The sequence below is a fragment of the Streptomyces sp. NBC_01176 genome, from assembly GCF_045039825.1.
Classification (GTDB): Bacteria; Actinomycetota; Actinomycetes; order Streptomycetales; family Streptomycetaceae; genus Streptomyces.
Window position 1 is genome coordinate 9,587,921 of sequence record NZ_CP108600.1, and the last position, 24,351, is coordinate 9,612,271.

General features: G+C 71.4%; 24 protein-coding genes. 10 read left to right on the forward strand and 14 right to left on the reverse strand.

The features are described from left to right. Positions 1 to 69: 69 nt before the first annotated feature. On the reverse strand, positions 70 to 939 hold the full coding sequence (locus OG199_RS41780) for a UbiA family prenyltransferase (protein ID WP_405834139.1): 870 nt from the start codon (positions 937 to 939) through the stop codon (positions 70 to 72). Between the two features lie 393 nt (positions 940 to 1,332). On the opposite strand from OG199_RS41780, the gene OG199_RS41785 reads away from it, so the two are divergent. Genes OG199_RS41785 through OG199_RS41795 form a run of 3 tightly spaced genes read left to right on the forward strand, consistent with a single transcriptional unit; the run spans position 1,333 to position 3,989 of the window. Then, positions 1,333 to 2,391 carry a 3-oxoacyl-[acyl-carrier-protein] synthase III C-terminal domain-containing protein gene (locus OG199_RS41785; protein ID WP_356807287.1) on the forward strand — a complete coding sequence of 353 codons (1,059 nt, stop codon included), beginning with the start codon at positions 1,333 to 1,335 and terminating at the stop codon, positions 2,389 to 2,391. A gap of 42 nt (positions 2,392 to 2,433) precedes the next feature. Continuing rightward, positions 2,434 to 2,979, forward strand: a complete 546-nt coding sequence (locus tag OG199_RS41790) for an isoprenylcysteine carboxyl methyltransferase family protein (protein WP_401803215.1) — start codon at positions 2,434 to 2,436, stop codon at positions 2,977 to 2,979. Then, positions 2,976 to 3,989 (forward strand): NAD(P)/FAD-dependent oxidoreductase, encoded by a 1,014-nt coding sequence (locus OG199_RS41795; protein WP_405834141.1) that lies wholly within the window; start codon positions 2,976 to 2,978, stop codon positions 3,987 to 3,989. The genes OG199_RS41790 and OG199_RS41795 overlap by 4 nt, the downstream gene beginning before the upstream one ends. A 69-nt stretch (positions 3,990 to 4,058) precedes the next feature. On the opposite strand, the gene OG199_RS41800 is transcribed toward OG199_RS41795, so the two are convergent. From OG199_RS41800 to OG199_RS41810, 3 genes are all read right to left on the reverse strand, one after another. Next, positions 4,059 to 4,550, reverse strand: coding sequence for an Asp23/Gls24 family envelope stress response protein (locus OG199_RS41800; RefSeq protein WP_405834143.1), 492 nt, complete (start codon positions 4,548 to 4,550; stop codon positions 4,059 to 4,061). 492 nt (positions 4,551 to 5,042) lie between these two features. Further along, positions 5,043 to 6,707, reverse strand: a complete 1,665-nt coding sequence (gene tal, locus OG199_RS41805; RefSeq protein WP_405834145.1) for a transaldolase — start codon at positions 6,705 to 6,707, stop codon at positions 5,043 to 5,045. Positions 6,708 to 7,080: 373 nt separating this feature from the next. After that, the gene (locus tag OG199_RS41810) at positions 7,081 to 8,232 is read right to left on the reverse strand and encodes an FUSC family protein (RefSeq protein ID WP_405834147.1); all 1,152 of its coding nucleotides are present in this window, start codon (positions 8,230 to 8,232) and stop codon (positions 7,081 to 7,083) included. A gap of 567 nt (positions 8,233 to 8,799) precedes the next feature. Here OG199_RS41810 and OG199_RS41815 point away from each other — a divergent pair. From OG199_RS41815 to OG199_RS41825, 3 genes are all read left to right on the forward strand, one after another. Continuing rightward, on the forward strand, positions 8,800 to 9,153 hold the full coding sequence (locus OG199_RS41815) for a hypothetical protein (RefSeq protein ID WP_405834149.1): 354 nt from the start codon (positions 8,800 to 8,802) through the stop codon (positions 9,151 to 9,153). A gap of 86 nt (positions 9,154 to 9,239) precedes the next feature. After that, entirely contained in the window at positions 9,240 to 10,205 is a 966-nt protein-coding gene (locus tag OG199_RS41820; RefSeq protein WP_356806354.1) for an LLM class F420-dependent oxidoreductase, read from the forward strand. Positions 10,206 to 10,230: 25 nt separating this feature from the next. Then, positions 10,231 to 10,896, forward strand: coding sequence for an HAD family hydrolase (locus tag OG199_RS41825; protein ID WP_405834842.1), 666 nt, complete (start codon positions 10,231 to 10,233; stop codon positions 10,894 to 10,896). An 89-nt stretch (positions 10,897 to 10,985) separates the two neighbouring features. On the opposite strand, the gene OG199_RS41830 is transcribed toward OG199_RS41825, so the two are convergent. From OG199_RS41830 to OG199_RS41850, 5 genes are all read right to left on the reverse strand, one after another. Further along, positions 10,986 to 11,243 (reverse strand): hypothetical protein, encoded by a 258-nt coding sequence (locus OG199_RS41830; protein ID WP_356806339.1) that lies wholly within the window; start codon positions 11,241 to 11,243, stop codon positions 10,986 to 10,988. Between the two features lie 112 nt (positions 11,244 to 11,355). Next, the gene (locus tag OG199_RS41835) at positions 11,356 to 11,910 is read right to left on the reverse strand and encodes a type 1 glutamine amidotransferase domain-containing protein (protein WP_405834152.1); all 555 of its coding nucleotides are present in this window, start codon (positions 11,908 to 11,910) and stop codon (positions 11,356 to 11,358) included. Positions 11,911 to 12,026: 116 nt separating this feature from the next. Then, positions 12,027 to 12,296 carry a DUF4190 domain-containing protein gene (locus tag OG199_RS41840; protein ID WP_356806335.1) on the reverse strand — a complete coding sequence of 90 codons (270 nt, stop codon included), beginning with the start codon at positions 12,294 to 12,296 and terminating at the stop codon, positions 12,027 to 12,029. After that, positions 12,293 to 12,487 carry a hypothetical protein gene (locus OG199_RS41845; RefSeq protein WP_405834154.1) on the reverse strand — a complete coding sequence of 65 codons (195 nt, stop codon included), beginning with the start codon at positions 12,485 to 12,487 and terminating at the stop codon, positions 12,293 to 12,295. The genes OG199_RS41840 and OG199_RS41845 overlap by 4 nt, the downstream gene beginning before the upstream one ends. 320 nt (positions 12,488 to 12,807) lie before the next feature. Next, entirely contained in the window at positions 12,808 to 13,314 is a 507-nt protein-coding gene (locus tag OG199_RS41850) for an SPW repeat protein (protein WP_405834156.1), read from the reverse strand. Between the two features lie 296 nt (positions 13,315 to 13,610). On the opposite strand from OG199_RS41850, the gene OG199_RS41855 reads away from it, so the two are divergent. Genes OG199_RS41855 through OG199_RS41865 form a run of 3 tightly spaced genes read left to right on the forward strand, consistent with a single transcriptional unit; the run spans position 13,611 to position 15,952 of the window. Continuing rightward, the gene (locus OG199_RS41855; RefSeq protein WP_356806331.1) at positions 13,611 to 14,420 is read left to right on the forward strand and encodes an alpha/beta hydrolase; all 810 of its coding nucleotides are present in this window, start codon (positions 13,611 to 13,613) and stop codon (positions 14,418 to 14,420) included. Then, a complete protein-coding gene (locus OG199_RS41860; protein ID WP_401803196.1) occupies positions 14,417 to 15,685 on the forward strand; it encodes a SpoIIE family protein phosphatase in 1,269 nt (422 codons plus the stop codon). Before OG199_RS41855 ends, OG199_RS41860 begins: the two co-directional genes overlap by 4 nt. A gap of 18 nt (positions 15,686 to 15,703) precedes the next feature. Next, a complete protein-coding gene (locus OG199_RS41865) occupies positions 15,704 to 15,952 on the forward strand; it encodes a hypothetical protein (RefSeq protein WP_405834159.1) in 249 nt (82 codons plus the stop codon). A gap of 11 nt (positions 15,953 to 15,963) precedes the next feature. On the opposite strand, the gene OG199_RS41870 is transcribed toward OG199_RS41865, so the two are convergent. The 5 genes from OG199_RS41870 to OG199_RS41890 form a co-directional block, all read right to left on the reverse strand. Next, positions 15,964 to 17,148 (reverse strand): RNA polymerase sigma factor, encoded by a 1,185-nt coding sequence (locus OG199_RS41870; protein ID WP_401803777.1) that lies wholly within the window; start codon positions 17,146 to 17,148, stop codon positions 15,964 to 15,966. Positions 17,149 to 17,156: 8 nt separating this feature from the next. Then, positions 17,157 to 17,564: a YciI family protein gene (locus OG199_RS41875; RefSeq protein ID WP_405834161.1), complete on the reverse strand. Its 408-nt coding sequence runs from the start codon at positions 17,562 to 17,564 to the stop codon at positions 17,157 to 17,159. A gap of 284 nt (positions 17,565 to 17,848) precedes the next feature. Continuing rightward, on the reverse strand, positions 17,849 to 18,754 hold the full coding sequence (locus OG199_RS41880; protein ID WP_405834162.1) for an alpha/beta fold hydrolase: 906 nt from the start codon (positions 18,752 to 18,754) through the stop codon (positions 17,849 to 17,851). An 85-nt stretch (positions 18,755 to 18,839) separates the two neighbouring features. Continuing rightward, positions 18,840 to 19,808 (reverse strand): sigma-70 family RNA polymerase sigma factor, encoded by a 969-nt coding sequence (locus OG199_RS41885; protein WP_356805169.1) that lies wholly within the window; start codon positions 19,806 to 19,808, stop codon positions 18,840 to 18,842. Between the two features lie 201 nt (positions 19,809 to 20,009). Then, complete coding sequence (locus OG199_RS41890) at positions 20,010 to 20,627, reverse strand: TOPRIM nucleotidyl transferase/hydrolase domain-containing protein (protein ID WP_405834165.1); 618 nt, start codon at positions 20,625 to 20,627, stop codon at positions 20,010 to 20,012. 469 nt (positions 20,628 to 21,096) lie between these two features. Here OG199_RS41890 and OG199_RS41895 point away from each other — a divergent pair, with 469 nt between their 5' ends. Beyond that, the gene (locus OG199_RS41895; RefSeq protein ID WP_405834167.1) at positions 21,097 to 24,300 is read left to right on the forward strand and encodes a TIM-barrel domain-containing protein; all 3,204 of its coding nucleotides are present in this window, start codon (positions 21,097 to 21,099) and stop codon (positions 24,298 to 24,300) included. Positions 24,301 to 24,351: the final 51 nt, after the last annotated feature.

Genomic DNA, 24,351 nt, shown 5'->3' on the forward strand with positions numbered 1-24,351 from the left:
GAAGCGGGTGGTGCCGGCCTGCGCCGCGTGAGAGGGCCGCGTCCGGGGTGATGGCGGGCGCGTGCCCGTTCACGCGATCCCGGTGCCGCGCAGAAGCAGCAACGCCACGTCCACCACCGCCACGGCCACCGCGGCCGCGAACGCCGCCCGCTCCCGACGGCGCCCCAGCGCCGTCCCCGCCACCGCGACCAGGCCCGCCACCGCGAGGGCCGCCACTCCCCACCTGCCGGACGGTCCGGCGGGTCCCAGCGCCAGAACCGCGGACGCCGCCACCAGCGGCACCGGCAGCAACAGCCGCGCGCCGTCCGGACCCAGCCGCTGCGGCCACCCCCGTACACCCGTCGCCAGGTCTCCGCGGATGTCCGGCAGCACATCGCCCAGATGGGCACCGACCCCCAGCAGCGCCCCGGCGGTGACCAGCCACCAGGCCGGCCACGGCTGCCCCGGCAGCCCCAGTGTCACGAACGCGGGGAGCGCGGCGAAACCCACCGCGTACGGCACCCAGGACCACACCGTCGCCTTGAGCCGCAGGTCGTACGCCCACGCGGCCGCCACTCCGGCCAGGTGCGCGACGCCCGCCCGCAGGCCACAGCCGAACGACAACGGCACGCACAGCGCCAGCGCGGCATACGCGGCCACCCACACTCCCGTCACGCCCACCGTGCCGTCGACGACAGGTTTGCCCCGGCGCCCTGCGGCGATGTCCCGGCGCGCGTCGAACGCGTCGTTGCACCAGCCGATGGACAACTGCCCGGTCACCACCGCGGTGGTGGTCAGGACGCAGCGCGCGGCACCCTGACCCGCGGTCACGGCCAGCGCGGCCGTCAGGGCGGACACCGCCACCACGGGACCGGGGTGGCATGCCCGGGCCAGGCCACCCGCCCGGTCGGTCCAACTCGCGGCCGCGCGGCAGGCCGTCGGCTCCTCGTAAGTGCCCATCCGCCCGATCGTAGGGGTCCCGGACCCGTTGCTTCAGTGTCCTTGCCGTGGCCCGCGGACGGTGCCCCGGTACGGCGTGGTCAGGAAGTCGCGGCCAGGAAACCCGTGGCCAGGAAACCCGTGGCCAGGAAACCCGTGGCCAGGAAACCCGTGGCCAGGAAACCCGTGGCCAGGAAGCGCCGCCGCTTCCTGGAGCAGGATCGGCGGGGGGACCTGACCTGATCCGCGGGCGCACGACGAGCCCGCGCGGCGGACCGTCATCTCGTCCGGCTTGCGCACGCGCCAGGGGCCGGACGGCCGGACGGCCGGACGGGCGATCCGTGGTGGCGGAGCACCGGTCCGGGGAACACGTGCAGAACAGACCAGCCCAGTCGGTAACCGGACGGGAAGCAAATGACGCGGATCGCCGCCGTTCACGGTGCCCTCGCACCGCACCGTCGCACCCAGTCCGAGATCACCGACATGGTGGCCCGCACCTGTCTGCCCACGGGCACCGACCGCCGGGTCCTCGACCGGTTGCACCGCAGCGCGAAGGTCCGCTCGCGTCACATGACGTTGCCGCTCGAACGGTACGGCGAACTCGACGGGTTCGGCGCCGCCAACGACGTCTTCATCGCCGCCGCCACCGACCTGGGCGCCAAGGCCCTGCGAGACGCGCTGCACCTGGCCGGCCAGTCCGCGGCCGACGTCGACCTGCTGGTCTTCACCTCCGTCACCGGCATCGCCACACCCTCGATCGACGCGCGGCTGGCCGGCCGCGTCGGGCTGCGGCCGAACGTCAAGAGACTTCCGCTGTTCGGTCTGGGCTGCGCCGGCGGCGCCGCGGGCCTGGCCCGCATCCACGACCACCTGCAGGGCCGGCCCGACGACGTGGCGGTACTGCTCTCGGTCGAGCTGTGCTCGCTCACCTTCCAGCGCGACGACGCCTCCATGGCCAACATGGTCGCCACCGGGCTGTTCGGCGACGGCGCCGCCGCTGTCGTCGCCCACGGCGCGAACCGTCCGGCCGGGACCGACGGCCCCACGATCGTGGACACCCGCAGCCACCTGTATCCGGACACCGGGCGCGTCATGGGGTGGGACATCAAGAACTCCGGCTTCCAGGTGGTCCTCGACCCGCGGGTCCCCGATGTGGTGCGCCGATACCTCGCCGACGACGTCGAGGGATTCCTCGGCGACCACGGTCTGAAGCCCAAGGACGTGACCGCCTGGGTGTGCCACCCCGGCGGTCCCAAGGTCCTGGAGGCCGTCACCGAGGCCCTCGATCTTCCCGACGACGCGCTCGACGTGACCTGGCGTCACCTGGCGGACGTGGGCAACCTGTCCTCGTCCTCGGTGCTCCACGTACTGCGCGACACCCTGGCCGAACGCCGCCCGCCGCCGGGCACGCCAGGTGTGCTGCTGGCGATGGGGCCCGGCTTCGCCTGTGAACTCGTCCTGTTGCGCTGGTAGGCCCGACCCGTCGAACCCAAAGGACAGGAGGGCACAGGACACATGATCTGGTACGGGCTACTGGTGGCCGCCGTCGCCGCCGAGCGTGTCGCCGAACTCGTCGTCGCCCGCCGCAACGCGCGCTGGAGCACCGCCCGCGGTGCGACGGTGACCGGGCAGGGTCACTATCCGGCGATGGTCGCCCTCCACACCGGTCTGCTGGGCGGCTGCCTGGCCGAGGTATGGCTGGCCGGCCGCCCCTTTCTGCCCGCCCTGGCCTGGCCGATGCTGGCCCTGCTGCTGGCCGCCCAGGGACTGCGGTGGTGGTGCGTCCACACCCTGGGACCCCGCTGGAACACCCGGGTGATCGTCGTCCCCGGCCTGCCGCTGGTGACGAGCGGCCCCTACCGCCGCCGGTGGCTGCGGCATCCGAACTACGTGGCCGTCGTCGCCGAGGGCGTGGCGCTGCCCCTGGTGCACACCGCCTGGGTCACCGCGACCGCGTTCACCGTGCTCAACGCCGCGCTGCTCACCGTGCGCATCCGCTGCGAGAACCGCGCGCTGGCCGCCGCGACCACACCGTCCCCGGCCGCGCCCGCGTCCGCGTGATCGACGTACTCGTGGGCGGCGGCGGGCCGGCCGGTCTGGCCGCCGCCATCCACGCCGCGCTCGCCGGGCTGGAGGCCGTCGTGGTCGAACCACGGACAGCGCCGGTGGACAAGGCCTGCGGAGAAGGTGTCATGCCCGGTGGTGTCGCCGCCCTGCGAGGGCTGGGCGTCGAGGTCACCGGCCGCGAACTGCGCGGCATCCGGTACCTGGACGGCACCGCCCGGGCCGAAGCCTCTTTCCGCGGCCTCGGCGGGCTGGGGATCCGCCGTACCGCGCTGCACGCCGCACTGCACCGGCGCGCCCTCGCTCTCGGCGTGCGCATCCTGCCCGGCAAGGTCGGCGAGGTTCACCAGAGTGCGGACACGGTCACCGCCGCCGGGATAACGGCCCGTTGGCTGATCGCCGCCGACGGCCTGCACTCCCCGGTGCGCCGCAGCCTGGGGCTGGAACTGCCGGGCCGTCCCCGCGGCCGTTACGGGCTGCGTCGGCACTACCGCGCCGAGCCGTGGACGGACTTCGTGGAGGTCCACTGGTCGCGGCACGGCGAGGCGTACGTGACCCCGGTCGGCGACGACCTCGTGGGCGTGGCGGTCCTCAGCGACAGCCGTCGCGGCTACGACGATCACCTGGCCGGCTTTCCGGCTCTCACGGCGTCGCTGCACGGGCCGGCCGCGACGGAGGTGCGCGGCGCCGGACCGTTGCTGCAGCGGGTGCGGCGCAGAGTCGACGGCCGTGTCCTGCTCGTCGGCGACGCCGCGGGTTACCTGGACGCGCTGACCGGTGAGGGCGTCGCCCTCGCGCTGGCGTCGGCCGGGGCCGCCGTCCGCTGCCTGGCCGCCGGGCAACCGGGCGCGTACGAGCGGGCCTGGGTGCGACTGACCCGGCGTCACAGACTGCTGACCGGAGCCCTGCTGGCCGCGAGCCGCCGTCCCGGCACCGCCCGCCTCATCGTCCCCGCGGCATCCCGGATGCCCCTGCTGTTCTCGGCCGCGGTCCACGCGCTGCAATAGGAGCGCCCGCGCCGCGACCGGGCCCTTCCTGTGCCGCTCGCGCCGCATGTGTCGCCGGCCGGCGCCCGGCTACCGCAGCGGCGACGGCTCCTCCTCCTGGTCCTCATCGGGTTCGTCGGGAAGCTTCACGTCGCTCACCGCGATGTCGACCTCGACGGTCTCCAAACCCGTCATCCATTCGACGGCGGAGATCACGTCCTCCCGCACGGCGCCGGCCACGTCGTGGATGGAGACGCCGTAGTCGACGACGATCTCCAGATCGATGGCCGTCTGTGTCTCGCCGACTTCGACCTTGACCCCACGTGAGACGGACTTCGCCGCGCCGGGCACGCGCTCCCGCGCGGAACCGAAGGCCCGGGCGATCCCGCTGCCCAAGGCATGAACGCCGATCACTTCACGGGCCGCCGTTCCAGCGATCTTCTCGACCACACCGTCGGCGATGGTGGTCCGGCCCTGAGCACCGTGGTCGCGGTCGTCGTCACGCGTCGCGCTGGCGTCCTTGCTGAAGGCGTTTCCCGTGAATATGCCACGGGAGGCCTCGGGCTCTCCGGTGTCGGTCATAGCGGGTCGTCCCTTTCCGAGAGAGGAACCTGCCGTCCGAGTTTCCACATTAAGCCGGTTTTCCTGACGGTGCCGTCATGGTCGAAGCCGCTGGGGTCCCGTCGGTCGATCGTGCGCCCTGCCCGGGCAGGGGCCGTCGGCCGTGCGGCCAGCCGTTCGGGCACCGCGGAGGGGCGTGGTCTCCGGCCCCCGGAGTGCCTCGCACCGCGTGGTCGTGCGTCAGCTCTCCCAGGAGCGCAACATCGAGCTTCGATTGATTGCTCAACAGGTCGGCGAGAGCGGCGGCCTCGACGCCGAAGGGATCGACAGGGGGGCGACTCTTCCAGCACGCTGCCATGCGTGGACTCACCGGGGGCGACTGCCCCCGGACGTGAAGATGCGAGGCGGGCGCAGGCCGGGCCGACCGCGCGCAGGGCGCCCCCGCGCCGGACGGCCCGGAGCCTGGGGTGCGTCACGCGGAGGAGGGCTGGGCGGACCGGAGCCTGGGGTGCGTCACCCGGAGGAGGGCTGGGCGGACCGGAAGACGGGTCCGGCCACGGTGAGACGCAACTGTTCCAGTGTGGCGGCCTGACGCTCGGCGCGCTCCAGAAGTTCGTCAAGGTGTTCGACGAAGAGTCGCTCGTCGGAGTCCGCCAGGGCCCGCAGGACCCGCCAGCATGCCGACTTGGCCTGGACCCCCAGCAGCATGGACTCCAGCTCCAGGACGTCGCTGAGCGGGGAGCGGGAGAAGAGATGGCCGTTGGGCTTGATGCGGCCGGCCTTCTCGGCGAACCAGCCGAGGGCCACCTTCGCGTGGTCGGTCGACACTCCCAGGTCGGTCATGATCTGCGTCAGCGAGTCACGGTCCTGCTCCACCGCGTGGGCGAGTTCCGCGAGCGTGGTGCCGTGTTCCTGGCCCTTCTGCGTCTGTGCGGCCCGTCGGAAGAGTTCCAGGCCGGCGGTGGCGCCGGACAGGTGGTCGTTGAGGTAGATCGCCAGCAGGTCGGCGCCCGCGGACTTCTTCGGGGACGGTCGGGAGGAACCCGGCTCGTCGGTGGAGACGGCACGCATCTCGCGGTCCACCGAGGCGGTGAGCTCGCTCCAGCTGTCCTCGAACTTGCCGAGCCCTTCGCGTTCGAGGGTGTCGGTGACGTCCGTGAAGTCGACGCCCGTACGCCGCAGCGTCTCGAAGTGGGCGGTCGAGGCGGCGTAGTCATCCGCCGACGGCGTGCCGGCGGCCACGGTGCCGTGGTCGGCGAACGCCGTCAGCGTGCTGCCGGGCATGGTGTTCACGGTGCCCGCGATGACGAGTTCGCTGACGTACATCGTGTCGGGGTACGCCGGGTTCTTGACCCCGGTGGACGCCCACAGAGGCCGCTGCGGGCGGGCGCCGGCCGCCGCGAGGGCCTGCCAGCGGGACCCGGCGGTCATCTCCGCATAGGCCTGGTGGGCGAGCCGGGCGTTGGCGATCGCGGCCCTGCCCTTGAGCGCCTGGGCCTCGGGGGTGCCGAGGGCGTCGAGGCGGCGGTCGACCTCGGTGTCGACGCGGGAGACGAAGAACGAGGCGACGGAGTGGATGTCCGCCAGGTCGTGGCCGGCGGCCCGGGCCTGCTCCAGTCCGGTCAGGTAGGCGTCCATCACCGCGCGATAGCGGTCCAGGGAGAAGATCAGCGTGACGTTGACGCTGATGCCCTGGGCGACGACGGCGGTGATCGCGGCCAGTCCCTCGCGGGTGGCCGGGATCTTGACCAGAAGGTTCGGCCGGTCGACGGTCTCCCACAGTTTCCGTGCCTGGTCGATCGTGGCATCGCTGTCCCGTGCCAGGCGGGGGTCGACCTCGATGGAGACCCGCCCGTCGGTCCCGCCGGTGCGCAGGTGCACTGGGCCGAACGTCTGGCAGGCGGCCCGTACGTCGTCGGTGGTGAGGGCGAGGACGGCGTCGTCGACGCTCACGCCCTTGCCGGCCAGCAGGCGCAGCTGCTCGTTGTAGCGGTCCCCTTTGGAGAGCGCGGAGGCGAAGATCGTGGGGTTCGTCGTGACCCCTACGACATGCTTGTCCGCGATCAGCTTCTCCAGCTCACCGCCGGCCAGCAGCTCACGGGACAGGTCGTCCAGCCAGACCGAGACGCCTGCTGCGGACAGCTCGGCGAGCGGATCCGACACGGTGGAGTCAGACATGCAATACCTCCGGTAGATGTGTGGCGCCGGTCGGCACGCGTGCTGTGCGTGCGCGTCGGCTGAAGCCCGGGGGAGTGGGCGGGGCGGGAAGGGTTTCGTACGGGGCGGTCGGAGTGGCGAGACCTGGTGGTGGAGCCACCGGCTGCCGTGTCCATGGCGACGAGTGCCGGTCCCGGGCGACCGCTGCCGGCCGGACGGCGGTGGGAGGCCGTTCGATCACTTGGCGCTGAATGGCCACGACTGGATGGCCAGGACAAGCCCTGAAAGGTGAGGAGCTGAAACTGGTTGAGACCGGCGAGTACCCCTCCGTCCGGGCATCATGCGGGGGCGACGGCAGGCGTTCGCGCACACGGCGACGACCGGCCGGGAGGGTTCAGCGCAGGCGCAGCGCCGGACGGTCCGAGCGGAGTTCGGCCAGGAGGCGTGCGGCGTCCGTGAGAAGGGTGCCCTGCAGCGTGGGTGCCGCCCGCTGGGGTTGCGGGCCCGACAGAAGCCCCTGCTGGGTGATGTCGAGTTCGTCCGCCGCCTCGTCGATCAGCTCGGAGAGACGGCCCGGGTCGGTGAGGGAGGTCCTGCCCATCTCCTCCATCGCGGTGGCCACCGTTCGCAGCAGGGCGCCGAGGCCGGAGCGGAAGGACGCGGGCAGCTTCTCGAGTTCCTGGCTGTCGATGGCGTAGTCCAGGGTGCGCGTGATGGAACGCAGATGGTCCAGGCACTGCTGGGCGACCGTGACGGCGTCGCGGGCCCGGGAAAGCGCTTCGGCGGCGCCACCGACACTCTGGCGCGGGTTGAGGAGACCGTTCTCCTCCTCCGCCTCGATGCTGCGGTGCAGGGCCTCGCAGTCGCCGGAGGCGCTGAGCCAGGCCTGGCGCCACTGCCGCACCTGGTCCCGACCAGGGGTCTCCCCGTCGAAGGCGTCGGCCAGGCTGTCGACGCGTCGGCTCATGCCGGTGAACAGGTCGGCGGCGGCCTCCTGGCGATGACGGGTGTGGCGGGCGGGAACGAGGGCGAGATGGGCGACGAGTCCGCAGAGCGCGCCGATGACGACGGACGCCGCCAGATGGCCGATGTAGCCGATGCGCCCTGCCCCTGAGGAGAAGGCGAAGAAGCCCACGACGGCGACCTGTGTGCCGTGCTGACCAAGCCGCTTCACCCGGCCCAGCCAGAGCGCGACGAGGGTGAGCAGGCCGAACGTCCAGCCGTGAATGCCCGCGACGGCCGCCAGCGTCGCGGCGAGAGTGGCTCCGACCGATATCGCCACCAGGTATTGCACACAGTCGCGCAGCGAGCGGTACAAGGTCGCCTGCAACGTCACCATGGCGGTGAACGGAGCGAATGTCGCGACCGCCGGCGGCAGGAACTGGCGGGTCAGCATCCACGCGATCATGGCCGCGACGACGGTCTTCACACTGAGGAGCAGGTCGTCCCGCTCACCGCCCGGGGCCCGTACCGCCTGCCGAACGTAACCGGCTGCCCCCAGGACGGCCACCTTCACTTTTCCGGGCCCGCAATCCCACTTCGGCACGGGGGCACCACCTCCACGGTGCCGTTTGCCCGGCCGCCGGGTCACAAACGTGTCGGAGCGTCCCCTGCCGTGAGCGAGAGGGAAAGGAAGTGGAGAACAGGTGAGGTGCGCCTTCCGGGCGGCGCGAGGCGGCTGCGCCTACGCGCCCCGGAAGCGGCGGTCGCACAGGGCCGAAGTGGAGCCCCGGGGCCCCGCGCAGCCACCGGCCGGCCCCGAGGGGGCTTCGACCGGCGGCATCATCGCCGACTGCCGGGGTACCTGCGCCTCGGGTGACCGCTGGTGCGGACGCCGGCGGCACCGGCCGCAGGAGTGTCTCGTCCCGCGGCAGTGGACGTCGTCGTACCCGGTGTGCGCGACCGCCCGTCGCGCTCCGCGTGCCCCGGGAGCTCCGGCGGGGGAGGCTGGAAGGGACGGTGGTGATTGTGGACGCGAGTCCGTTCGCCCGGGCTGCGCGTACTGCGCGGTCGGCCCTGACCGGCGGACCGGATCACCTCCGGGGAGGCCCGAGTACACCGTCGTACGTCAGCAGAACACCGTCCTACCCCAGCGAGAAGGAGTGTGACTCCGATGGTCACCGTGTCTCTCACCGGAGCGTCCCAGGAGGACGCCGCCGCCGTCTTCGAGGTGCTGCGGACGGCCTTTCCCACCGACCGGGCCGCCGGCGACATGCCCCAGGAGCAGGAGGCCGGCCACTCCGTCGTGTGGACCGCGGAGTTCGAGCCGACGCGGGAGCGCCTGAGCGTGCCCGCCGGGCCGACCCCGCTCGAGGGTTCGCTCACCGCCACGCTGCAGGGCGGGTACGTCGCCGTGGACCAAGTCTGTGAAGCCCTGAGTGCCGCGTTCGCCGTGCACGAGCAGGGCACGGCGTCGGGTGACCAGGAGAAGGAGGTCGATCTGCAGCTGCGGACGAAGCCGCAGTGAGGCAGGACTCCGACATCGCGGCGCGCTGCCGGGCCCGCCCCTCGGCGGCACCGCTCGCACGGACGACCCACGAGGAGAAGAGCGTCATGGTCCAGATCGGCTACACGATGATGACCGAGCAGGCCGGTCCGCGAGAGCTCGTCGGCCACGTGGTCGGAGCCGAACGCGCCGGATTCGACTTCTCGGTCACGTCCGATCACTACTTCCCTTGGCTGGAGTCCCAGGGGCACGCCCCCTACGCATGGAGCGTTCTCGGTGCCGCGGCGCAGGCCACCGAACGCATTCCCCTGATGACCTACGTGACGTGCCCGACGACCCGCTACCACCCGGCCGTGGTCGCCCAGAAGGCCGCCACCGTGCAGCTCCTCTCACAGGGGCGCTTCCGCCTGGGACTCGGCTCCGGGGAGAACCTCAACGAGCATGTGGTGGGAGGCGGATGGCCCGCCGCGCAGGTGCGGCTGGAGAAGCTGGAGGAGGCGGTGGAGATCATCCGCTCGCTCTTCGCGGGGGGATCCGTCAGCCGTCACGGTGCCCACTTCGACGTCGAGAACGCCAGGTTGTGGGATCTGCCCGACGCGCCCCCGCCGATCGGTGTCGCCGTCTCCGGCGACCGCTCGTGCGAACTGGCGGGCCACCTCGCGGATCTTCTGATCGCCACGGAACCCGAACCCGCCCTGATCTCCGCGTTCGACCGGCACGGCGGCGCGGGCAAGCCCAAGGTCGGTCAGCTGCCGATCTGTTACGACACCGACCGCGACGCGGCGATCGCCCGCGCCCACGACCAGTTCCGCTGGTTCGGCAGCGGCTGGCCGGTCAACTCCGAACTCCCCGGGCCTGCCGGATTCACCGGCGCCACCCAGTTCGTACGGCCCGAGGACGTGGCCCGGTCCATTCCCTGCGGCGACGACGTGGACGCCGTCGTCGAGGCCGTCGCCCCGTACGTGGATGCGGGGTTCACCGAGGTCGCCCTCGTCCAGATCGGCGGCGACCACCAGGAACCGTACCTGGAGTGGGCCCAGCAGAAGCTGCTCCCCGCCCTGCGCGCTCTGTGAAAGGCCGAGGCCGACCGGGATGACCATGAAACGTGCCGCGATCTTCGACGTCGACGGAACGCTGGTCGACACCAATCACCTGCATGTCGTCACCTGGTGGGAGGCCTTCCGGCAGGCGGGCCACCGCGTTCCCATGCGGGAGATCCACCGGGCCGTGGGCCTCAGTGGAGGCGACCTGATCGAGCATCTGCTCGGCGAGGACCGCGACCGTGACGGCGACGAGCAACTCACCGCCGCCCACCACGCCCTCTACGGCACGTACTTCGACCGGCTGCCGCCACTGGACTCGGCGGCCGACCTGCTGCGCGCCCTGGCCGCGCGCGGGTGGGAGATCGTACTGGCCACCTCGGCGGGTGGCGCGGAACTCACTGCGTTGCGCAGGGCCATCGACGCGGACGACGTCATCCTCGGGTCGGCCAGCGCGGACGACGTCGCCGACGGCAAGCCCGCCCCTGATCCCGTCGCCGAGGCCAGAGCCCTGGCGGGCGTCCCGAGCGGAAGGGCCGTGTTCGTCGGCGACACCGTCTGGGACATGAAGGCCGCCGTACGCGACGGGGTGACCCCCGTGGCGGTACTGTCCGGCGGGCTCCCGCGCGCGGACCTGGAGGCGGCGGGTGCCCGCGCGGTGTACCGGGACCCCGTCGACCTCCTCGAACACCTGGATACCAGCGTCTTCGCCGACCAGGAGTGACTGCGGCGGGAAGCACCATGGGGTGGGTAAGTGTCATCCGGCGGGAGGCCCCACGAGGAACGCCCGCGTCATCGGGAGAACGGGACCGGTCAGGGGGCGACCCTGACGTTCAGCCCGTAGTCCAGTTCCGCACCGTCGACCAGCACCGCCTCGACCGTCCGTGTTCGGGGGTCGATGTCGGCCACGATCCCCTCGCCGGCGTAGCGGGGGTAGCCCGAGGCGCCCCTCTCGCCTGTCGCCTCGACCACCGCTGAGCGCACGGCCAACTCCTCCAGCGAGGCGCCGCCGCTGTTCTCGACGTGTTCGGGGACCAACAGGACGTGGAAGCGCTGCGGCTCAGTAGTCATGTTCCGGTATTTAATCGCCTGTCCTGCCGACCGTGGACAAGGCGCACGCCTGGCTCGTGCAAACGGGTTCTGCCTGCTGGGCGGGCTCTGTGTCCGAGGGGCGTCCCGCCCGTCACGAGGCCGTCTTCGGTGACGCCTTCGCGAACTCCGTCAGGAACGCCTCACGGAACGCCTCCAGGTCATCCGGCTTGCGGCTGGTGATCAGGACGTTCGGGCCCTGGTCGCAGACGTGCACCTGCTCGTCGACCCAGGTGCCGCCCGCGTTGCGGATGTCCGTCCGCAGGCTCGGCCACGAAGTGAGCACGCGGCCCGGGACGACGCCCGCTTCGACCAGCGTCCAGGCGGCATGGCAGATCGCGGCCACGGGCCGGCCCTGGTCGAAGAAGTCGCGTACGAAGGAGAGCGCCCCTTCGTCGAGGCGCAGCGCGTCCGGGTTGGCCACGCCACCGGGCAGCACCAGGCCGTCGAAGGACTCGGCCGAGACGTCGGCGACGACCTGGTCGACGGGGAAGGTGTCCGCCTTGTCCAGATGGTTGAAGGCTTGGATCCGGCCGGGCTTCGTCGACACGAGAACGGCCTCACCGCCCGCCTCGGTCACCGCCTCCCAGGGCTCGGTGAGCTCGATCTGCTCGACGCCCTCCGGCGCCGTCAAGAATGCGATGCGCATGGTTGCTGGTCTCCTTTCGCGGCCCGTCAACGGGCCTTGTCCGCAGGCGACTTCGTGGGGGTGCCGATCACGGCGGCGATGCCCGCGACATGGTCGTGCCGTCGCCTGGCGTGCGCTCAGATGTGCCACGCGACGGTGTGGTCGGCCGCGGTCACCAGGGCGAGCACGATCAGATCCGTGGCACCCAGCAGGATCCCGAGGTACGCCCGATGGCGATGGGTGGTGCCGCGGTGCAGGGCGACAAGCCCGAGAACGACGGCGGTCGGGCCCAGGACCAGGTTGAAGACCAGCAGACCGACCAGGCCGAGAACGAAGGATGCCGCGGCCAGGCTGTACGGGTCGCGACGCCACGACGTCTGCGCGGTCTCGGGAACGGGCCGGCTCACCGGGCCTCCTCACCGCTGTAGGAAGCGGGCTTCCGCGCCGTGCCGTTGTCGCCACGGTGCCTTCGCAGACCGTAGACGAGCAACCAGCAGCCGATGGCCGTGGCGGCCGCCAGCGTGACGGGAAGCGGCAGGTGCGCCGCGGCACCCACCACGACTCCGAGGAGAAGGAAAGCGGCGACGAGGAAGAGCATGTGTCTCCTTTCGGATGGTGCAGGGCATCGCGGACGAATGATCACCGGTGTCACGGGTGCCCCGGGTGCCACCCAGGAAACTCACTGCCGCTCCTGTCGGGCGCACCGCCGGCCCGAACTCCACGACGTCGCGCGCCAGTTCCGGTCGGCGTGCAGGTGGCCTGACGACTCCCCGCGGGCGCGGCCTGCGCGTCGGCAGCGGGCGCGATGGCCTCGCCGACGCGTCGCGCGACGGCGGTGGACGCTGCCCACGGCAGCCGTGGCCGCCAGGAGGCGGCGGGCGTGCGGTCCTCCTGGCGGTGATGCGGGGATCCGAGGACTCAGCGGTCGTCGCGTCCCAGTGGCATGGCACTGCGGTCGTCCTGGGCGCGGGTGCTGCCGCGGCGGCCCTCGGTGTGGCCGCGGGCGGCGGAGGTGGTGGCAACGGCGGCGGCGACGGCGATGACGGTCGCGATGGCGCCGGTGATGAGGTTGCTGGTGATGGAGCGGGTGTGGGCGACGTCGCCGGCGACGACCCAGGGGGCGACACAGGTCCAGATGCCGATGACGGCGGCGGCCCAGGCCATGGAGTGGGTGCGCTCGTAGGAACTGCCGAGGCCTCCCAGCAGCAGCATGTACGCGATGCCGACGATGAGGTTGGTGACGGTGAGCGTGGTGGCGCCGTTGAAGCCGCATATCCAGGGGGACGCGGCGAGGTACAGGCCGGTGATGAGGGCCAGCGCCTCGATCATCTGGGCGCGTGGGGTGGTCGCGGCGCGGTCGTGCTGGGCGCGCAGCTCCATGAGGTCGGGGTGTTCTTCGATGGGCGCGTGATGGGTTGACGCCATGATGGCCTCCATGGGAGAGGGGATACATCCACCATCTACCCATAAGGTCCACGTAAATACTTAAAACGGTCATATCTCTCGCTTCGAGGAGAGAGCCCGTGATCTTGGGTATCGGCGTGGTCACTCCACGTCACTCGCGGGCGTGGCTTGCCTTTGCACCCCGCGACCGTACGAGGCCCCGTCGCCGACTCGACGACCCAGCACGCGGATGATCGCCAGACCCCGCTTCGGGTGGCGCGGCGAGCGGAGGCGCTGGGCACCGGGGGGCCACGGGCCGGTCTGCGAGGATGTCCCGTATGGACGTGCGGAGCAGGAACCATGTGACGGTGACCGGCCGCCCCGATGCCCCGGTGGTGATGCTCGCGCACGGATTCGGGTGCGACCAGAACATGTGGCGGCTCGTGGTGCCGCTGTTGGCGCCCGATTTCACCGTGGTGCTCTTCGATCACGTCGGAGCGGGCCGCTCGGACCTGTCGTCGTGGAGCCAGCGGCGCTACTCGACGATGCGTGGTTACGCCGAGGACGTCCTCGAGATCTGCCGTGATCTTGCGCTCGGGCCCGTGACCTTCGTGGGCCACTCCGTGAGCGCGATGATGGGTGTTCTCGCCGCGGAACAGGAGCCGGACACGTTCGCCGGCCTCGTCCTCCTCGCCCCGTCACCGTGTTTCATCGACGACCCGGCCTCCGGATACAGGGGCGGATTCAGCTCCCAGGACATCGAGGAACTGCTCGAGTCGCTGGACGCGAACTATCTGGGCTGGTCGGGTGCCATGGCCCCGGTGATCGCGGGCAATCCCGACCGCCCCGAACTGGGCGAGGAGCTGACCAACAGCTTCTGCCGCACCGACCCGGACATCGCCCGCAGCTTCGCCCGGGTGACGTTCCTGTCCGACAATCGCGAGGACCTCGCCCGGGTGCGGGTTCCGACCCTGGTCGCGCAGTGTTCCAGCGACGCGATCGCGCCGCCGGAGGTGGGTGTCTTCGTGCAGTCGCAGATTCCGGACAGTCGCCTCATCACGCTGAACGCCACCGGGCACTGCCCGCAGCTCGCCGCCCCCGAGGAGACCGCAGCCGCCATCGCGGCCTTCGCCGGGGCCGGCCGATGACATGCGGGCCCGGCGGCAACGAACGGAGCGAGAATTCGATCCCGCAGGGTCGGCCGGGCGACGACCACGCGATGTTCTCGGCGCTGCTGGAGGACAGCGTCGAGGATCTGTACGAACACGCGCCGTGCGGCTACCTCTCCACCACGCTGGACGGCCTCATCGCGAAGATCAACACCACGTTGCTGGACTGGCTCGGCTACACCGGCGCCGACCTGGTGGGCCGCAGGAAGTTCTCGGACCTGCTCACCGTCGGCGGTCGCCTCTACCACGAGACCCACTTCGCTCCGCTGCTGCGCATGCAGGGCGAGATCAGCGGTGTCGCCCTGGAACTCAGAGCCGCCGACGGCAGCCGTCTGCCGGTCCTGGTGACCTCCACCATCCGTACGGGCACCGGCGGGGAGCCCCTGCTGATCCGCACCACCGTCTTCGACGCCCGCGACCGCCGTGCGTACGAGGTCGAGCTCCTGCGCGCCCGCCAGGAATCCGATCGGGAACGCGAACGCCTCAAGCGCCTCAACGCCACCCTGCAGAAGACACTTCTGCCACCCACCCTGGTCAACGTGCCCGGTCTCGACGTCGCCGCGCACTACCACGTCGCCTCCGCGGACGAGGTCGGCGGCGACTTCTACGACCTGTTCCCCCTGTCCGCCGGGACCTGGGGGTTCTTCCTGGGTGACGTCTGCGGCAAAGGGGCGGCAGCCGCGGCCGTCACCTCCCTGACCCGCTACACACTCCGCGCAGCCGCCGTGTACAACCCCGACCCGGCTGCCGTGCTCACCAACCTCAACACGGTCCTGAACCACGAGTATCACGGCCAGGACCCGCGGTTCTGTACCGTCATCTTCGGCCTGCTCACCCCCGACGGCGGGGAGCGCGGCTTCAGGGTCAGCCTGGCGAGCGGTGGTCACCCCCCGGCCCTGCTGTTGCGCGCGGACGGCGGGGCCGACTTTCTGCCCACGGTCGGCGGCCAGTTGATCGGTGTGCTGTCGGACGCCCACATCAGCACCACCACGGTCCGCCTCGACCCCGGCGACACGCTGCTCCTGTACACCGACGGCCTCACCGAGGCCCACTCCGCGAGCGCCGGCCGCCGCTACGGCGACGACGCTCTCCTGGAGTTCGCCCAGGAGCTGGCACCCACCACGGCTCATGACGCCGTGGCCGCGATCCGGGACCTGCTCGACACCTTCGGTACCGGTGTGGACGACGACACGGCCGTACTGGCCCTCAACGTCCCCCGAGCGACCGGCGACGAGGGGCCCTGAACCGCGAACCGGCCATCCGTGGCCGTGACGTCGCTGCCGCCGGTCGTCGAACTCGCCGGTGACCTGACCCGCCGCACTGCTCCGGAGGCGGGCGGCCTGCTTGCCGAGCCGGTCCTCGGACCGGGTCGGCAAGTCGCCGTCGGCCTGGCCCCCGAAGTGCGGTGGGTGGAGCAGCCCCCCGCCACCCGGACCATGCGGAAGATCCGGCTGCCGCGCGCCCGCAACGGCCTGGACGCCACCAACTCATCGGCCGGCGGGCGCATATGACGAACGAGACCTCAGCGACGTCCGCGGGCGTTGAGCCGGGCGGCCTGGCGTGTCAGGTGATCGCGTTCGGCGAGGTCGGGTGCCTTCCGGGCCGCCTCGGCGTACAGCCGTGCCGCGGTCGCCAGGTCGCCGACGCGCTCGTGGAGGTACGCCGCCACCGCGGTGTGGCGGGGCAGCGAGTCGTCCAGCGCCCTGAGCGCCGCCAGACCGGCGCGCGGTCCGTCGGCCTCGCCGACGGCCACCGCTCGGTTGAGCCGGACGACCGGGCTGTCGGTCAGGCGCGTGAGTTCGTCGTACCACTCGACGATCTGCACCCAGTCGGTCTCCTCGGCGGTGGGCGCGTCGGCGTGGAGTGCAGCGATGGCCGCCTGGGCCTGGAACTCACCCAGCCGGTCGCGGGCGAGGGCCGCCTGGAGGATCGCGACACCCTCGGCGATCGACTCGGTGTCCCACCGGCCGCGGTCCTGCTGGGCGAGCGGCACCAGACTGCCGTCGGGCGCGGTCCGGGCGGCGCGCCGGGCGTGGTGCAGCAGCATGAGGGCGAGCAGCCCCGCCACCTCGGGGTGGTCGATCGCGGCCGCGAGCTGCCGGGTGAGCCGGATGGCCTCGGCGGCGAGGTCGACGTCGCCCGAGTAGCCCTCGTTGAAGACCAGATAGAGGACCCGCAACACGGTGGCGACGTCGCCGGGCTGGTCGAACCTTCCCCCAGCTCGCGTCTTCCCTCGAGTGGGGGATACCCCGACGCCGGAGACCGTGCGCTTGGCCCGGCTGATGCGCTGCGCCATGGTCGCCTCGGGCACCAGGTAGGCCTGGGCGATCTGGCGGGTGGTCAGCCCGCCGACGGCGCGCAGCGTGAGCGCGACCGCTGACGACGGCGTCAGCGCCGGGTGGGCGCACAGGAAGTAGAGCTGGAGTGTGTCGTCCGCCGCGGGCGCGGGACCGGGCGCCGGCTCCCTGTCGACGGATTCCTCGCGCCGGCGCCGGGCGGCGTCCGCCCGGGTCGCGTCGAGGAACCGGCGCCAGGCCACGGTGACCAGCCAGCCCTTGGGGTCCTGGGGCGGGTTGTCCGGCCAGACCCGGACCGCCTCGACCAGCGCGTCCTGCACGGCGTCCTCGGCCGCCGCGAAGTCGGCTCCGCGGCGGACGAGGATCCCGAGCACGCTCGGCGTGAGGCTACGGAGCAGAACCTCGTTCACCTGGGAGGTCACTCCGTGACGGTGGGGTGCACGCCCAGGAACGGACGCAGCTCGAGCCACTCGTGGATCGGCTTGCCGCCCGCCCCGGGGGCCGCCGACAGCTCGCCGGCCAGCTCGACGGCGCGCTCGTAGGTGTCGACGTCGATCACCATCCAGCCGGCGATGAGGTCCTTGGTCTCGGCGAAGGGGCCGTCGGTGACCGGCGGCCGACCCTCACCGTCGTACCGGACGAAGGTCCCCTCGGGCGAGAGCGCCTGGCTGTCGACGAATTCGCCGGTCTCCTCGAGACGTTCCGCGAAGTCGCGCATGTACTGCACGTGGGCCGAGATCTCCTCAGGCGTCCACTGGTCCATGGGCACGTCGTTGGCCGGAGCGGGGGCGCCGCGGTAGTGCTTGAGCAGCAGGTACTTGGCCATCGTGGTTCTCCTCGGTGCTGGTGCGACCCATTGTGGACGCGTTCGATGCCGGGACGGAGCAGGCCACGGATTCTCGACATCGCCGAGCCGACCGGGAAGCGCTTTTTTTCCTGACGGGGCGGTGGTCCGGTCCGGGTGGCCGGCCGCGAGGTCGGCCTGGCGCGATGCGCACCCGCGACAGGTGCGCACCGCGCCCGTGCCGTCGTCCCCGGCCGGCCACGTCCGGCAGGACGCTTCGCCTCAACAGCCCCTCAGGTGTGCGCCAAGCAGGGCCGACGGGACGGTCAGGCCCTGCTTGGCGCTGCGGCCGTCACGAACCGGGTCACCGCCCGCGCGAAGGCCTCCGGTTCCTCGAGATGACCGAAGTGCCCGCTGTTCTCCAGGATCAGCAGGTCGGATCCGGGAATCAGGCGGTGCAGTTCCTCCGCCCACCGCACCCCGCAGATGACGTCATGCCGGCCGACGACGACGAGAGCCGGCACGGAGAGCGAGTCGAGGTCCTCACGGTCGTCGATGACGTCGGGGGAGAGGTTCTCGTCCAGCCCCGAGATGTGGGCGGCCCGCACGGAGGCGCGGAAGGGGGCGAACTCCTCCTCCCGGCCCCAGTAGTCGGCGAAGTACGAGGGGAGCAGCCCCTTGGCGACGGCGGTCATCCGTGCGTCGTCGGAGATGGTGGGGATGGCCTGGAAAGCCGCCAGGACCTCGGGGAGTCCGGGATGGTCGGCGTGGCGTGCCGCGAACAACTGCACCAGGCGCATGGCCTCGGCGCCGTGTTCGGGCCCGGTCAGCGGTGCGCTCTCGTAGAGGATCACCCCGGCGACGCGCTGAGGGTGGTGCAGAGCGTGGTACTGGACGACGAAGCCGCCGTGCGAGTGGCCCAGGAGGTGCACCTCGGGGGCGCCGAGGTGTTCGATCAGTGCGCCGAGGAACCGGCTGTAGCGGGGCCGGGTGTAGCCGTGGGGGTGGGAGGGCAGACGGCCGGAGGCACCGCTCCCGATCGGCTCCGGGTACACCATCGTCAGGTGCCGCTCCAACGCGGGCATGCGCAGGTACGCCCAGTCGATGCCCGGTCCGCCGGAATGCGCGACGCACACCGGCCCCGTGCCGTGGACGTGATAGCGCTGAGCCACTCCGTCGATCTCGACGGTGTGGGTTCCGGTGGCCAGAGGGCTTGTCTCGAAGGTGGTCATGGGATCTCCGTGTCCGGCAGGTGTCGATGACACCGGCAGGACGCGGGGGAGAGGACGAAGTTCGATCCGAGTCACGTGATGCCCGTCACATCGGGGCGAGTGACTGGAGGGCCCGCACCGGCCTGGGGTGCAGGAGGCGCAGCCGGTGCGGACGACCGGCGTCGTCCAGGGTCATCAGCCAGGCCACCGAGGGCGGGCAGTGGTCGGGGTTGTCCGCGGGGTTGAGGAGGTCCATCTCCCAGACGACGAGGGAGCGGCCGGCCACGGTGTGGGCGAGGCGCTGGCGTACACCGGCCTCGAGGTCACCGTCCATGCCGCGCGCCAGGACGTTCCTGCCACCCACCGGCTCGTTCCCCCTGAGCAGGGCGATCTCGGGCGACCAGCGCTCCGTCATCAGCGCGCCGAAGCGTCCGTTCTCGGCGGCGGCCAGTGTCTCGTGTGCCTCGGCACGGCTGGCGCGGACGCGCTGTGCGGTGTCGCCGTGCGGGGCGTCCGCCGTGGCGGCGAGGGCGGTCGCGAGCCTGGCCCGTCCTTGGCTGAGCCGGCTGCGGACCGTGCCGACCGGGACCCCGCAGGCGTCGGCTATCCGCTCGTAGGAGGTGACGGTGGTGCTGAAGTGGCGCAGGATCAGGGGCAGGCGCAGCGTGGGAGAGAGCTCCTCCATGGCCTCCCAGATCCAGTTGCGCATCGTGTGGTGCTCCAGCCACCGTTCCGGAGCGGTGTCCGTGGAGGGCACCTGCAGATCGTCGATCGGCTGGGAGGGGACGGAGGCGCGCAACAGGGACCGGCTGGCGTTGCGCACAATCATCCGTAGCCAGGCGCCCACGGCCGCCGGGTCGCGGACGTCGCGCACGCGGCGCAGCGCGGTCACGGCCGCGTCCTGGACCACGTCGTCCACGTCGGGCCCCGGCCCGAGGATGCTCAGCGCCACCGCGCGCATACCCGCCCGGTGCCGTTCCAGCAACAGCCCCAGGGCGCTGACCTCCCCCGCCTGCGCGGCGCGCGTGAGAACCGCGTCCTCGAGGCGTCCGGCTTCACCTGAGTTCTGGTTCATGGGTTCCTCTTCCCGCGCCCGCCGTCGTGCGTGACCGTACTACGGGATCGCCGAGTTCCTCTCCGTGCGAGGGACACCAGGACAGGCGTCGGCGTGCGGGCCGGAGCCCGAGCGGGCCGCGTCATCCGGTCACATGACCGACGGCCCGCGCTCGAGCACTGTCGTCACCGCGGCCTTGCTCATGCGCCGGCTCACGTCGGCTCACAGGATCGTCAGGAGGCCGTCGAGCGGGGTCGGTATCCGTTGGGGGTCGAGGGCCTCGACGAGGAGGCGGCCGTAGCGGATCTTGCGGCCTCTCTTCGTGCCGAGGAAGCGCCGCAACTGCTGCTGCCGGGGCCGACCGTGGTGTGCGGGCTGGCGCAGAAAGGTCCGCCAGGCACGGAGGTCGCCCTCGGCCTGGACGATCTCCTCGACCCTTGCTGCGCCCAGCGCGCGGATGAGTTCGTCCTCCAGATCCGTCACGCACACGAAGAAGCCCCGGTAGGGCGCCCGTGCCCGCTCCAGGCCGCGTTCGTAGAAGCCCCGCTCGCCCTCGTCGCACAGTCCGGTCAGGCGCAGACCGAGGCCGGGCGGTCCGAGGAGGCCGGCGTAGCGGCCGACGCTCATCGCCCCGCCCATCGGTACGACGCACACCCCCTCGGCGGCCAGGTCCCGGCCGCGTCGGGCGGCCAGCGCCTCCACGGCCGCGAGGTCGCTCAGGCCTTCCAGCAGTACGGCCGTCCGCACCCCCAGTCGTACGGCCAGGTCGCCCGCCGGCCCGTCGGGACCGCCGGTCGCCCAGACATCGACCGCGTCCCTGAACGCCCGCATCTCCGTCATGGAGCGAGTCTGCACCCCCGCCGACGGCACGGCACGGAATTGTTCGTCGTCCCCGCCCGCGACGCCCGGTGCCCTCGCCGCCGGGCGGCCGGTGAAGTGCGTCTCCTGGAAGGAGCATCCCGCACGGACGTCGTCCCGGGAGCGTCGACGGACGTCTTGTCGCCCCGCCAACAGGCCTCGCGGTCAAAGGCGTTGGTCACGGCGGTGGCTCAGTCGGACCATCTCGAGCGTCTGTCGTCTTCATCGCGCATGTTCTCTCCAACGATGTAAATCATCCTTAGGGACACCGCGCCATGGCCGTGCTCCCGGGCGACTCGGGAATCCTCCGAGGGCGACCGGTGCGGGCTGGACGAGCCAACTGGACGACGTGAGAATGGAGCCGCATATGAGACCCCGGTCAGCGAGGCGACTGCTGAGATCCCTGCGCGGGTGGACCGGTCTTGCCGTGGTCCTGTGCACCACCGCCACCATGACAGCGACCGGTACCGGTAGGGCATCGGCGGACGGATCGCACGGTCACCCCCGGATACCGACCGTTTCGGCAGGAGACGCCCGCTTCCAGATCCTCTCACCGACCCTGATACGCACCGAGTACGCCGGTGACGGGAAATTCACCGACGCCCCGACGTTCAACGCGATCGGCCGCGACGGGTTCACCCCGACCGCGTACACCGCCCAGACCTCCGGAGGCTGGCTCACCGTCAGGACGAGCGCCATGGCCCTGCGGTACAGAATCGGCTCGGGGCAGTTCGACGCGCAGAACCTCACGGTGCAACCGACGGCCGGCGCCAACCCGGTGACCGCCACCCCGTGGCAACACCTGACCTGCGCACTCCAGGCCCTGTGCGAGGCCGAGAACCTTCGGTCGAGCGGGGTCTCCGTCGCGTCCGATCACCAGGGCTACACCGGGAGCGGCTTCACCGCCGGATTCGAGGGCACCGGCAGCTCACTCTCCGCTGACATCGATGTCAAGAGTGCGGGCACGTACCAGCTCGACCTGCGGTACGCCAACTCCCGCGGCGGCGACGGTCAGTCCGAGACCCGTACCCTGACCCTCTCCGTGGACGGCGGCGCCCAGCAGAAGGTGAGTCTGCCGCCGACGGCGAACTGGGACACCTGGGATCTCGTCCCCGCACGTGTCCAACTCGGCACGGGACACCACACCTTGACGCTGACCCGCACCGCGTCGGACTCGGGCGATGTCAACATCGACAGCGTCGCCCTGGTCCACCCGGGCGACGCGTACCCGCCCGCATCCAGCACCGCGATCGCGGACTGCCGGTTCGGCGTGAGTTGCGAGGCGGAGGCCGGGCGCATCGGCGGCACCGCGGTCGGCGCCACCGATCACAAGGGATACGCCGGCAACGGCTTCGTCGCCGAGCTCACCCAGGACTCGAGCCTCACCACCCACGTGGTGGACGTTCCCGCGGACGGCACCTACACCCTGCGAGTCCGCTACGCCAACGGCGTGGGCGCCGACGGCCGGCACGACACGCGCACCGCGTCCGTGTCCGTCGGAGGGACCACCGGCACCCTGTCCTTCCCGGCAACGGAGAACTGGGACACGTGGCAAAGCGCTTCCATGCCCGTCGCGTTGAAGGCCGGTGCGAACGACATCACCCTGAGCTGCCCCGACGCGGCGAGCTGCCACGTGAACGCGGACACCGTCTCCGTGGCCGCGCCCACGGCCGCGGCGCCGCCGCCGCACCTGGCGCTCGGCGGATACCGCCGCGGCCTGGACGGCGTCACCGGCAACGGCGACGCCCCCGTGACCACACCCGGACTGCTCAACCAGGACGGCTGGTACCTGCTGGACGACACTCCCTCGGCGCTGTACGACATCGCCTCGCAGCAGGTCACCCCACGTCCGGGGCACGGTGGTGAGCCCTACCAGGACGGCTACGTCTTCGGCTACGGCCACGACTACAAGCGGGCGTTCACCGACCTGGCCACGCTCACCGGGCCCCCCGCGCTGCTGCCGGCCTGGGCGTACGGCGTCTGGTACTCGGAGTACATCGACCGCACCGCGGCGGACTACGAGAACACGATCCTACCGAAGTTCCGGTCCGAGGGCGTCCCACTCGACGTACTGGTCACGGACACCGACTTCAAAGCCGTGAACTCCTGGAGCGGTTGGGAGATCGACCCCGCCAAGTTCCCCGATCCGAAGGGCTTCTTCGGCTGGTCCGCGTCACAGGGCCTGCACAACACCCTCAACGTCCACCCGAGCATCCTCGCCTCGGATCCCCAGTTCGGGCAGGCCATGGCCACGGCCAAGGGCAAGCTGCAGAAGGGCGGTTGTGCCGCGGACGCCAGCGTCACCCACGACTGCTACACCTTCGACTTCGCCGATCCCGACCAGCTCAAGGCGTACATGGACCTGCACCGGACCATGGACCAGCAGGGCAACGACTTCTGGTGGCTCGACTGGTGCTGTGACGCGACGCAGTCCTCGCTGCCGGGGGTGACTCCGGACGCGTGGATCAACCAGCAGTACGCCACCGCCACGGCCAAGTCCCTCGGCCGCGGGTTCGTCCTCTCGCGCGCCTACGGATCCCTCCAGGCCGGCGGATACAGCGGTCAGCAGGCGCTGCCCACCGGTCCCTGGGCGGACAAGCGCACCACGGTGCACTTCACCGGCGACACCTCCTCCACCTGGGGAACGCTGAAGTTCGAAGTGGGCTACACCCCGGGCGAGTCGGCCGCGACGGGGATGGCCGCCATCACGCATGACATCGGCGGCCACAACGACACCACCGGGCTGACGGGCTCGGAGCGGTACACCGTCGGCGGGCAGACCCGCACCACCTACAAGCTGCCCGACGACCTGTACGCGCGCTGGGTCCAGTTCGGTACCTTCCAGCCCGTCGACCGGCTGCACAGCAACCACAGTGACCGGCTGCCCTGGCAGTACGGCTCGACGGCCGAGGAGTCGGCGGAGAAGTTCCTCAACCTGCGCGAGAACCTCGTGCCGTACACCTACACGCTCGCCGAGGAGGCGAACCGGACCGGCGTACCGATCGTCCGGCCCACCTACGTGGAGTACCCGGACGAGCAGCAGGCGTACGCGACCGCCGACAGCGAGTACTTCTACGGTCCCGACGTGCTGGTCGCCCCCGTCACGACGCCCGGGACCTCCACCACGACCAAGGTGTGGTTCCCGCCCGGCCGGTGGACCGACTACTTCACCGGAAGGACGTACACCGGTGGGACCACCCAGGAGGTCACCACCGACCTGGGCACCATGCCGGTGTTCCTCAAGGCCGGTGGCGTGCTGCCCACCAGGACGCACAACGTCGCCCACGACGACCACAACGCGCTGACGGATGTCACGCTCACCGTCGCCGCGGGCGGCTCGGGGTCCTCCAGTCTCTACGAGGACGACGCGACGGCCGCGGGCCGGGGCCGGAGCGCCACCACGGAGATCCGGTACAAGGAAGCAGGCGGGCGTCACACGGTGTCGATCAGCCCCACGAAGGGCTCCTTCCGCGGTCAGGTCGAACACCGCCGGTGGACCCTCTCGATCATGGGAGCGAGCAAGCCGACCCGTGTCACTGCCACGGGCGTACACCTGTCCCCGCAGGCGTACCACTGGGACGCCGCCACCAGGATTCTGACCGTGAACGTCCCACGGCACACCGTCCACGCACCGATCACCGTGACCTACCGGTAGGAGCCGGGATCACCGCTGAGCAAGAGCGTCGCGGCCGCGGCGGACCGGCGC